Annotated in this window: 10 protein-coding genes and 1 pseudogene; 5 read left to right on the top strand and 6 right to left on the bottom strand. The window is 35.8% G+C overall.

Going from position 1 to position 10,575, the window contains the following annotated elements:
* Positions 1-126 precede the first annotated feature (126 nt).
* Positions 127-729, bottom strand: a complete 603-nt coding sequence (locus FTU45_RS14285) for a recombinase family protein (RefSeq protein ID WP_126064970.1) — start codon at positions 727-729, stop codon at positions 127-129.
* A gap of 693 nt (positions 730-1,422) precedes the next feature.
* Between FTU45_RS14285 and FTU45_RS14280 the strand changes: the two genes are divergently transcribed.
* The 5 genes from FTU45_RS14280 to FTU45_RS14260 all read left to right on the top strand — a co-directional run bounded on the left by FTU45_RS14280 (position 1,423) and on the right by FTU45_RS14260 (position 6,810).
* Positions 1,423-1,686 carry a type II toxin-antitoxin system Phd/YefM family antitoxin gene (locus FTU45_RS14280; RefSeq protein WP_180076619.1) on the top strand — a complete coding sequence of 88 codons (264 nt, stop codon included), beginning with the start codon at positions 1,423-1,425 and terminating at the stop codon, positions 1,684-1,686.
* The gene (locus tag FTU45_RS14275; protein WP_180076618.1) at positions 1,673-1,936 is read left to right on the top strand and encodes a Txe/YoeB family addiction module toxin; all 264 of its coding nucleotides are present in this window, start codon (positions 1,673-1,675) and stop codon (positions 1,934-1,936) included. Before FTU45_RS14280 ends, FTU45_RS14275 begins: the two co-directional genes overlap by 14 nt.
* Before the next feature lie 302 nt (positions 1,937-2,238).
* A complete protein-coding gene (gene mobC, locus FTU45_RS14270; RefSeq protein ID WP_180076617.1) occupies positions 2,239-2,727 on the top strand; it encodes a plasmid mobilization relaxosome protein MobC in 489 nt (162 codons plus the stop codon).
* Entirely contained in the window at positions 2,717-5,236 is a 2,520-nt protein-coding gene (locus FTU45_RS14265) for a relaxase/mobilization nuclease domain-containing protein (protein WP_180076616.1), read from the top strand. Before mobC ends, FTU45_RS14265 begins: the two co-directional genes overlap by 11 nt.
* Before the next feature lie 635 nt (positions 5,237-5,871).
* Positions 5,872-6,810: a replication initiation protein gene (locus tag FTU45_RS14260; RefSeq protein WP_180076615.1), complete on the top strand. Its 939-nt coding sequence runs from the start codon at positions 5,872-5,874 to the stop codon at positions 6,808-6,810.
* 200 nt (positions 6,811-7,010) lie between these two features.
* On the opposite strand, the gene FTU45_RS14255 is transcribed toward FTU45_RS14260, so the two are convergent.
* The 5 genes and pseudogenes from FTU45_RS14255 to FTU45_RS15370 form a co-directional block, all read right to left on the bottom strand.
* Positions 7,011-7,370: a DUF4829 domain-containing protein gene (locus FTU45_RS14255; protein ID WP_224223039.1), complete on the bottom strand. Its 360-nt coding sequence runs from the start codon at positions 7,368-7,370 to the stop codon at positions 7,011-7,013.
* Positions 7,371-7,468: 98 nt separating this feature from the next.
* Entirely contained in the window at positions 7,469-7,762 is a 294-nt protein-coding gene (locus tag FTU45_RS15530; RefSeq protein ID WP_227505690.1) for a hypothetical protein, read from the bottom strand.
* Between the two features lie 30 nt (positions 7,763-7,792).
* Positions 7,793-8,203, bottom strand: a pseudogene (locus tag FTU45_RS15525) (hypothetical protein); the annotation flags it as partial.
* Positions 8,204-8,734: 531 nt separating this feature from the next.
* Positions 8,735-9,853 (bottom strand): Fic family protein, encoded by a 1,119-nt coding sequence (locus FTU45_RS14245; RefSeq protein WP_126064968.1) that lies wholly within the window; start codon positions 9,851-9,853, stop codon positions 8,735-8,737.
* A 501-nt stretch (positions 9,854-10,354) separates the two neighbouring features.
* Positions 10,355-10,575: hypothetical protein (locus tag FTU45_RS15370; RefSeq protein WP_257224068.1), on the bottom strand; the 221-nt coding region annotated here is incomplete at its 5' end.

Genomic DNA, 10,575 nt, shown 5'->3' with positions numbered 1-10,575 from the left:
ACCATCACTATAAAAACAAGGAAAATCAAATGCTTTTTCATCATTAATTCCGTCTTTTGATCTTTAAGAATGCCTTGCTCCTTTGTAAATAGATATGACATAAGGGAAGCACTGATACAAGCCTTTTTAAATGACTTTAGCAACTCGATAGACAGTTGCAACTCCACAATTCACTGCTTTGGCAATTTCTTCCTTAGTCATATTGCCAGATGCTAGCAATTCTTTTATTCGTTTGTGCTTAGCCTCATTGGCTTTCTTACCTGTTGGCTTGTAACCCGAACGTTCTAGGCCCTGCTTAATACGTTCTATACGTTTCTCATTGTCTAGACGGGCCATTGTTGCCAGGAGATCAATCAACATATTGTTGATGAGTTCCAAGATTGAATGAGTAATGCTGTCACTGGTTTGAATCATTTGGTAGGTAGTAGGAAGATCTGCTACGACTAAACGAAGTCCCTTCTCCTGGATCCTGCGCTTCAGCTCTTGAAAATCCTGTTGGGTTAGGCGTGATAATCGGTCAATACTTTCAACCAACAAGGTGTCACCTTGATTTGCTTGTGACAGTAGCTTATTCAATTCAGGTCGGTCTAACTTCGTACCACTATAGTTTTCCACGTACACAATGGTTTCGCCCAAATTCAAGTTTTGGTTTAGATCCTGAAGAATCTGCAAAGCCCTTTCTGCATCTTGATCTTTAGTTGAAGCTCGTAGATAAATACGTGTATTCATTTTTTATCATTTAATCTTAATTCTATTAGATTAATGATAACACTATCATTTAATTATTGAATTAAGTTTAATGATAGATATTTTATGTTATTTGGCTCGTTATCATTCAGCTATACTCTTTTGATAAAAAAAGCATGACTAAAAGCCATGCCTTGGGAATTCGTATAACGTGTATTATGTTAATTTTAAGAAAACTTCAGAACTGATCTACTTACTGATAATAAATACTCTGCCTAATCGTTTTAGTATTTTTTCGAGAGTGGGTTCTAAGACTTCTGGAGTTAAATTTAGTTTAATTTCTACAGGATAAGAGGTTAATAACTCTTTGATAGGAGGCCTTTGTTCATCAGGCAGACACTCAATTAGAATCATTAGAACTTTAGGCTCGAAGCATCTTTTTGATGTCGCTTTGAGAGTTAGGCTAGGCATGGATCACCTAAGTTATAATATTTTATATAAGTGCCACTGTATCAGATATTTAAATAAAGAAAGAATGGTTCTTTCTATCAAAAAAAGAATTGGATTATAAATATATGATCGTATTTTATTCTCCATTTAACATAATGGCGGTTATACGAAATTGACAATATGTACATAATTCTGTACATTTAGAGTGTAAAGTTTTAATCACTACCATCTAGGTAGTCTAGCTATCAGCGTTTCGACGCAGCTTACCCTAAGAGGGATAGATATATGCATGTATTTACATATACGGACGCACGTAACAATTTAAAATCTGTTTTAGATAAAGTAATTGATGATGTAGACGTTGCTTTTATTACAAGAAAAGAAGGTGGTCATGCTGTAGTAATGGGACAAGATCATTACGATAGCTTAATGGAAACGTTATATCTACTTTCATCTCCTAATAATGCCAGTCGTTTAAATGAATCAATTGCTCAATTACGTGCAGGGAAAACCAAACAAAGAGAGTTGATTGAGGATGACGAATCGTAACGTCGAATGGACTGATAATGCCTGGGATGACTATATCTATTGGCAAACACAGGATAAAAAGATACTTAAGCGTATCAATACCTTGATCAAAGAATGTCAACGGACACCTTTTAAAGGCACAGGAAAACCAGAACCTTTAAAAGCTAATCTTTCAGGCTTTTGGAGCCGTAGAATTGATGAAAAACATAGATTAGTTTATGAAGTAACAGATGAACGAATCTCTATTATTCAATGTCGATTTCATTACTAAACTAATCCCCTATTTTTAGGGGATTAGTTTTTGATTTAACATAAAATCTCTTATGCGAAATTTAAGCACTATCACCAGATAAACCTTTTTTTTGATCTTTTCATACAAATATTGACCAATATAGTAGAATAAAATTACATGGCTAAATTAGATAAGCAAGCCTACCTGTATATACAAAAAACCTTCGGTTTTTCGATATTCAGGGACTTGTTAGGGGATTCCCCTAAGACCCCAAGCCCATCACAGATGGGCAAGTCAATTTCATTGACTTGAAAGCAAAAGCCTGTGAATAGGATGAGGATATGCGAAGTAAAAATAAAATTTTCAGACTCACCGAGCTACAGCTAGAGCAACTGGAGAAGCATCTCGAAAAAGAGGGAACGACTTTTACAGACTTCATCCACTCTCTGATTCAGCGTGAAGTTATGCAAGATGCAGTCACGGTTAAACGGCCCACGGAAGAAGAACTAAAACCAAGAACCAAAATCAAAACAGTGATTGAAGTGGTCAAACGCTATCAAAAAGCTGACCCGAATGTACTGCTAGAACTATCCAAGATCGGCAACAACTTAAATCAGATTGCCCGAGCCTTAAACATCATTAAAAATGCTGATGCGCAAGAGCAACGCAAGTTAGATATTTACAGCCTCTTTTCAGTTTTAAAAGGCATTCAAATCGAGTTAGAACACGTATTCCCTGCACTTCCTAAAATCAGCAGACAAAGCCCTGAACGGCTTAAAAAGCAGTTGTCTTCGATACAACTGGCGGAGGTGGACGAGAGTGCATATTAAATTTTTAGACCATGGCAAAGGATCTGCTGCACATGCTTCAGCTTATGTTTTAGATAAGTTCGATCATCAAGGTAATGTTCGAGCTGGCGTTGAAGTTTTAAGAGGTGATGCAACTACGTTTAATGCAGTTTGTGATGCCAGTCCTCACCTTTGGAAATATACAAGCGGAGTCATTGCATGGTCAAAAGAAGATGATCCAACTAATGAGCAGATCCAAGAAGTTTTAAACGATTTTGAAAAACATGCATTCTCGGGACTAGATCCCTCGCAGTATCACCTTTTTGCAGTGCTACACACTGACGATGACGGCTCAAAGCACATCCACGTTCTAGCACCACGCCTTGATATACAAAGCGGAAAATCACTGAATATTGCGCCCCCTGGTCATGAAAAGCACTTTGACTCGTTGCGGGACTACTTCAACACCAAATATCAATGGTCACGTCCTGATGACTTGCTCTTGACACAGACCACACAAGAGCCGAATCACATTGCCAAGCTCAATGCCCAAGCAAAAAAAATTCTTACAAGCCAAGACTTTGAGACCCTCACAAAAAAGCAGTTTTGCAACACCGTTGATAACTACGTCCAAACACTTTTAAAGACCCAAACAGTAAAAAATAGAGCAGACATTGTTAGCTGTATCGAGCAACTCGAAGGCGTGGCATCAGTCAGAGCACAGCAAACCGTAACTGTCACTCTCAATAATGGCAAAAAACATAGACTTTCAGGCGATTTTTATCATGAACAATTCGAAATTGGACTTTATTCAGAGCGTCTCAGAGCAGAAGCAGAAAGCCGACCAACTGCAAACGAGCTTGCACAGGCTATCCGAGACGCTCAAAGCATTCGAGATGACTATCGAGCAAAGCGAGGAGCCTATCACTCAAAACAGCATGCTTTTACAGCAAGTCCAGCAGACAACAATAGCCCTCAAATCGCGTCTAAGCTCGATATTGAACGAAATAGGCAATCTATCACCCCAAGCCATAAAAGAGACGACAGCGAGCTACAAGGCGCAAATAGACGGATTGTCGGCTCAGCTAGCGAGTATAGATATTGCGGAAATATCAAAAGTGAAATCGAGCATAGATTCGTTTTCAGTCTCACTTCAAGATCTGCAAGCGACCATAAACCGCCAGTTACAGGGCATCAAGATCGACCAATCCAGTCTAGAGAAGTCTATTCAAACCCAAGTCGGACAAGTCATAGCGAGCCAAAGCAATCAAATCAACAGTCAGTTTCAGAGCCTTTTGACGGAAAAATTGAACAGTCAGAGAGCATTTCACGGACTACTGGGGATAGCGATATTTGCAGTGTTGATGCTTTTAATCAGTTTTTATTTCGCCTTTCAAGCACGAACCAACCTAAAAACAATCGAAGCTCAAAAGCAAATGATTCAGCAGAATGCACAAGCAATCACCAATCAAGTCAACTATTTGAACAGCCTACGGAGATAAGATATGCAGACCGAAATCGACCATTTTTTGACAGAGCAAAACAATTTATTGATGCAACAAAACATCTTGTTAGCAGAGCAAAACAAGGCTTTGAGTCAACAAGTCGATTCATTAAAGATCATCTTGACCGGCTACAGCGAAGTAGAGCAGCAATTACAGGACAAAATCAGCATTTTACAAGCGGAGAAACAGGCACAACAAGCCTTGATCTCGGCACTCAAAAGCGAGTTATCGAAAATCGAACAGGGCAGTTTTTCACAGGATTTACAGCTGAACTTTCAACGCAACTTAATGAGCCAATTACAGACACAATTAACACAAGCCTTAAACGATCTGAATTTAAGCAATATTGTGAACAGTATGGTGAGTACAGAACTCAGACCTATCCGACAGAAAATTACAGCTCAACAGACAGATCTAGAACAAGCTCTCTTGAAGCTCTCACAACTCAAAGTATCAATCAGTATAGACGAAGACTTGAGGACTCAGGACAAGCGACTACAGCAGTTAGAAACAATGCTTGGCAGCTTAATATCATTGATCAAAAATTTGAACAACTCACAGAATTAGTCAAGAATCTTAGGATAAAACCGCAACTAGCATCGGAGTTCAGGCTGAGATATGACGGATACTACCCTGATTATAATATCCGCCATGAGAGACTTTCTAAAAAACAAGATGAGCTATACAGAAACAAAAGCCAGTTAGGCATTATCGACTGTATCGCTGAAAAGGCAGACAACTTGAAGCAGTATACGTCTCGTGCATCTAATAGCCTTAGTAGTTACGACTATGAAAAAATTGAAAAGATCATTAAAAATGATGAGACCATGCTCAAATATTTAAACTGTGAAATTATTTTAGAGCCACAAAATGATCGTTTTAAATCTCAAAGACAGGCATATCAAAACTGTTTAGATAGCTTTGAGGGCATAAAAAACTTAATTGCAGAGAAAAAAGCCCCTATCGCTGAAAAACATTTTTCACAGCCAAGCCGCGAATCTGAAAAGAAACCACAACAGAGCCGTGATTTCGATTTTGACTTTTAATCGAATTCAGTAAAAACAGTAATCAGAGTGAGAATGAACGATAAATGCTTTATTCGTTCACACTCTGTTCGCTTTGTTTTTCCCTTGGGAAGCAAACAGCTTTAAACCGAACGAGTGTCTACGAGTGATTGAGCATCATAAAAATTTCAGCAATGCTTCTTCTCTGATTACAAACTCCCTTTCGATTTTAAACGGTAAGTACAGAGCATCCCGAATGGGTGCGAACTTTGGAGCTTTTGCTTTTCAAAAAGTATGAGCGGAGCGAATACATTATCAATGTTTTTGCTTTTGATTTTGCTCTTGAAACGACACGAGCGAAGCGAGTGCCATAGCCTTTGATTTTGCCTTTAAATCCCTTTTATTCTTTTAAAAAGCTTTTAAATACTTTTAGACACCCTTCTAGACCATACAGAACAAGGCTTCCAGACTTTAAAAAACTACAAATGGCATGAATTAAACTACAAATGGCATGATTTTAAGATATTAGAAACTACAAATAGCATGATTAGAAACTACAAATGGCATGAATTAAACTACAGCACAATAAATGTAGTTTAATTTAAAAAACTACAAAAATAGTGTGCAAAATTAAAACAACGTGTTATAAAAAACTACTTCTTGCGGAATGTAGTTTAATGGATTTTAAAAAGACTTATCCTGTATCTTGGGTTGTTATGCAGAATACGATTCAAGAGTGCTTTAAAAGCATGAGCATTGATGAGAAACGCTTATTAATTCTTGCTAGTCCTATAGCTCGGACAATTGATGCAACTGAAAAAGATGCGATTACCATAACATCAGAAGAATTTGCGAAAGAATGCGGTATAAAAACCAATTCTGCTTATTCACAAATGGAAGAAGCTAGTAAAAGTCTTTTAAGGCGTTACTTTTCTTATGGTGATACTAAGAAGAAGACATATTGCAATTGGGTTATTAGAGCAATATACGAGAACGGTTCAGTATCTATATGCTTTCCAGAAGAAGTTCTTTTGATGCTGAAAGAATTTGATAAATTAAACCCTTATACTAAGTACAAAAAAGATATCGTACTGAGTCTAAAAAAAGATTATTCATTCGATATCTATCATTTAGCCAAGAAATATCAAGCAATGGGGCAATTTGAAATGTCCTTAGAAAATATTAAGAGTGAACTTGGACTGCCTAAGTCATACGATAAACTTTGTAATCTAAAAGACCGAGTACTCAAGCCATCACTAAAAGAAATTACAGCTAATACAGATATTGAACTCACTTACGAAAACGTAAAACAAGGACGATCTGTCGTTGGTTTTAAATTTATTGTGAGAGAGAAACCTAAGCCAAAACTTATAGCACCTAAAATGGACATAAACACAGTAGATCTGTTCTGCAATATGTCAGATGCTCAAATTAATAAATACAGCACCATTCTATCTAAATTTTCTGAACTTTCAGACCTCAGTAATTTTCCTGACTATCCTACTTTTGCCCTTTGGATTGGTGGCATCTTACGAGATCCAAAAAGTGTCAGAGAAGAAACTGCTAAACGGATTTTTAAAAGTTTACATCAAAATACTGATTTCAAACCCTTATAGATTATTCACTGGGGCTAATTAAAAAGTGTGGAACAATGATCAAATATTAGGCGTGGAACATGAATAATCATGAAAAAGCCGTTCCAGTAGACAGCGCACTGGAACGGCTTTAGTTAAGATATTGATGCTTATAGGAAAATTTCAAGCATTTCGTATAAGGTGTATTATGTTAATTTTAGCTTTTCTCTATAATTACTATCTTAAGGCCCACTACCAAATTCTGTAATTAGCCAATCAGATTGAGGAGATTGTTTCACAAGAGTAATAAATAAAATATAGTCACCTACTGGACTACCAGCATCATCTATATGGACGACTTTAACTTTTACCATCACTGAAATAATTTTATAAAATTCTTGATAATACTCAGGTCTACTTTCCGCTGAATCATAATTAATCCTTACTACTTCTAAAATTTTTGAGTCTTTGAAAGAGAGAAACCTTTCAGAACTTTTTAAATCTTCATGTAATCGCGCATCTGGCCAAACATATTTGATTGCTGATTCTAGATCATGTTTAGCAAGTGAATTAAAGAAAAGTATTGTTGTCTGTGTTGCCATCTCTTTATCATGATTTAATTTCTGTTTGTATGAATTAATGATTAGAAGTAGACATAGACCTACAAGTAAAATTCCTAATTTTATAAATATTTTAGACATTATAATTTCACTTTTATCTTTCGAAAAAACGCATAACCGACTAAAAGACACATAAGCCAAAATAAATAATCAAGAATAAAATATAAAAAAATGAATTGATCTATTCCTATAATAATATTTAAAGGATCTAGCGCTATACTACCGCCTGGAGATATTTCACCATCTACTAAAAACTGTAATGGAAATCCTCCTCCTATAACTTCAACTTTTCCAAGCTTGTCTACAACTATCCGGTCTATCAATGTATATTTCTGATGAAACAAAGACAAATAAGTCAAAACAAAAGCTAATATATTGAAATATATTATTTTTTTCTTTAATAATTCTTTAACTTTAAAATCAGTTAAAAATAACCAATAAGACAAGCCTGGAATTAGAGCCATAAAGATAGTCCAAGTGTCGGTATACATCTTCCACCATTCTTTCGAAACTTCTCCTGTATGGCTCCATCCAAAAAGAACAAAAAATGGCATAGCAATAATTAAAGAGCTAATACAGATAGTTAGCAAATTAAGAATACTATAACGATTTAAAAGAATTGAGACCATAAAGCTAAAAGGTACTGTCAAAATACTATAAGCCAAGTAAACAAGACCATGCCCTGCAAAAACCACAAAAATTGAATATAGACTATATTCACGATTCATTATGATAAATAGCAATGCTGTGAAAAAAAGTAGTGGTAAAGGAGCAAGTAATAGGGCTTTTACTATTTTTTCTTTTGAGTATTTCATTAACTTAATTCTCTTATCTACTCAATAACTATTCATACTATACCGATTTTCTTGGAGGTCGTTTGCTTCCATTTAACATAATGGGCGTTATACAAAATGTATATTTTAAACACATAAAAATCAAATACTTGTGTTATAGTGATAATGCTCGACGATGTCGAAAAGCTGACTTGGAAACAAGTCGGCTTTTTTATGATCGTTTTTGATAGTTCTTGCCAATAATTTTGTTTAAAAAGCAATCAATTTTGAGATTTTTCAAATTTTATCAATGCCTCAATGTCCAAAATTATCCACATTTTTTGTGGATAAAATTTAGGCTATTTTGTACACCTGAGCTTATGTGAATTCCGGTTCTTTGCTGCTATGCGGCATACTGGAATTTTCCTATGATGAACTCATCAGGAACAGGAAGCTTCATAACATAAAACAATAATTATAAGTTGTTGGATAGGGATCCGAGGATAGTGAAAGCACATGAGAAAACATGAAAAACCCCGGCATCCTGCCGGGGTTTTTTATTGCTTAGAATATCTATAACTGGGTATTGATCTGATAGCGTGTATTACGTCCACCACCTTCTAATTTAACGATACATTCTTTCTCAAGTAAGTCTGATAAGTGGCGAGTAGCCGTTGCCTTACTGACTTTAGCAACCTTTTGATATTGCGAAGCACTAATACCATGTTCAAAGCCATTTTCGCCACCGTCTAATAAACGATTTAGAACTTTACGTTGTTCTTCACCCAGGGCTAAATTTGAATATTTATGCCAAAATTGACTTTTAAACAATGTTCGACTGATCTGCGCTAAGGTTTTTTCAAGGCTTTCATTCAACGTGTCTAGAAACCAAATCAGCCAATCTGTGATATCAGAATCATTTTTTTGAGTTTGTTCTAATATCTCATAGTAACTTTTACGTTTATTTAATATCGCAGTAGACATTGCATACAAACGGATACTTTGCTCATCCATTTGAGCTAGAGCAAGGTCTGTAAGTGTACGTGTAATACGGCCATTACCATCATCAAAAGGATGTAGGGTAACAAACCATAAATGGGTAATGCCTGCACGTAACAGAGGATCAAGCAATGAATCATTCAGACTCTGATTAAACCACGCTATGAAGGTATGTAAGCGTTCTTCTAAGCCTTCTCTTGGCGGTGCTTCAAAATGTACTTTAGGGTAATCCAATCGACCTGAAACGACCTGCATAGGCTCTGATCCCCTCAGTTGACCAATGCGTAAACGTTGCATTGTCCAGTCGGGGTCATTGAAAAGCCAACGATGCCATTGCATGAGGCGCTCAACAGTCAGTGGTTGCTTAACATCGTTCAGCGCATCCAGCATGATATTGGCTAAACCTTCTGATCGATCTGAGCTTGGATAAGGCTGTTCAAGAGTGACACCCAAGCGTTGGGCTAAAGATGATCGCAATGAAAAAACATTGAGGGTTTCATTTTCAATTGCTGATGAAGCAACGAGATTGGCAAGTAGAGTATCTAGAGTGAATTGTTCTTTCGCTAAATCATGCTGACTTTGTCCAAGAAGAATTCCTATTTTTTGATGTATCTGTCTGGTTTTAGGTAAGATAGTTGAATCTTGCCATGTGAAATTTGTCCAGTTTTCTGCTTGCCAAATCCATTTCTGCATTTTCAATCTCTCTCATCTAAAATCTAAGATGAGTTAAATATAGCACAAATTCGACTCATATTTTGAGCCGAATATGTACTGTTAATTAGCTCATTATTTATCGAGAACAGTTCTATTTTGGAGTTACATAGTAGTTTTTACGCGGAATTCCTAACGTATTCATCTTTTGTCTTATATCTTTATTTTTACCAATAGGTAAAATATATTTATAACCTACATCGAAAAGTAGGTAATTAAGAAAAAAATTACAGCGTTTTATAAGCCTTATAGTAACGGGAGAGACTATAGGGCTTTTTATTTATCTTAATATTCATATATCTATGATGAAGCCATGATGATCTGCGATATAAAAAACCGGCTTAAGAATAGACCGGTCTTTTATGATATTTGCTAAAATACTCTTTTGAAATATAAAAAAACTAAGCGTGTATAGCACTGGGTCTAGGTGTTTTTTGGGCTTAGTTATTAGCGTTATTTAAATAAGTATAAGTCAATTTTTACCTAATGGATTTTCTTTTCAACTAGTTCCAATTTGTTTAATGCTTGCGCTTTTTTATGATCATTATTAATCTTTACAACTAGAGCTAAAATAAAAACCATCACTATAAAAACAAGGAAAATCAAATGCTTTTTCATCATTAATTCCGTCTTTTGATCTTTAAGAATGCCTTGCTCCTTTGTAAATAGATATGACATAAGGGAAGCACTGATACAAGCCTTTT

Origin of the sequence: Acinetobacter sp. YH12106, from assembly GCF_013418995.1 — a bacterium.
Taxonomy (GTDB): Bacteria; Pseudomonadota; Gammaproteobacteria; order Pseudomonadales; family Moraxellaceae; genus Acinetobacter; species Acinetobacter pseudolwoffii.
Note: the sequence above shows the minus strand (reverse complement) of the source record. Positions and strands in the feature narration are given on the sequence as shown.

Excerpts from the sequence above, each read along its gene's own strand:
- FTU45_RS14280 (WP_180076619.1), top strand. The coding sequence starts at position 1,423 with ATGCATGTATTTACATATACGGACGCACGTAACAATTTAAAATCTGTT.
- FTU45_RS14285 (WP_126064970.1), bottom strand. The coding sequence starts at position 729 with ATGAATACACGTATTTATCTACGAGCTTCAACTAAAGATCAAGATGCA.
- FTU45_RS14275 (WP_180076618.1), top strand. The coding sequence starts at position 1,673 with ATGACGAATCGTAACGTCGAATGGACTGATAATGCCTGGGATGACTAT.
- FTU45_RS14255 (WP_224223039.1), bottom strand. The coding sequence starts at position 7,370 with ATGGCAACACAGACAACAATACTTTTCTTTAATTCACTTGCTAAACAT.
- FTU45_RS14245 (WP_126064968.1), bottom strand. The coding sequence starts at position 9,853 with ATGCAGAAATGGATTTGGCAAGCAGAAAACTGGACAAATTTCACATGG.
- mobC (WP_180076617.1), top strand. The coding sequence starts at position 2,239 with ATGCGAAGTAAAAATAAAATTTTCAGACTCACCGAGCTACAGCTAGAG.
- FTU45_RS14260 (WP_180076615.1), top strand. The coding sequence starts at position 5,872 with ATGGATTTTAAAAAGACTTATCCTGTATCTTGGGTTGTTATGCAGAAT.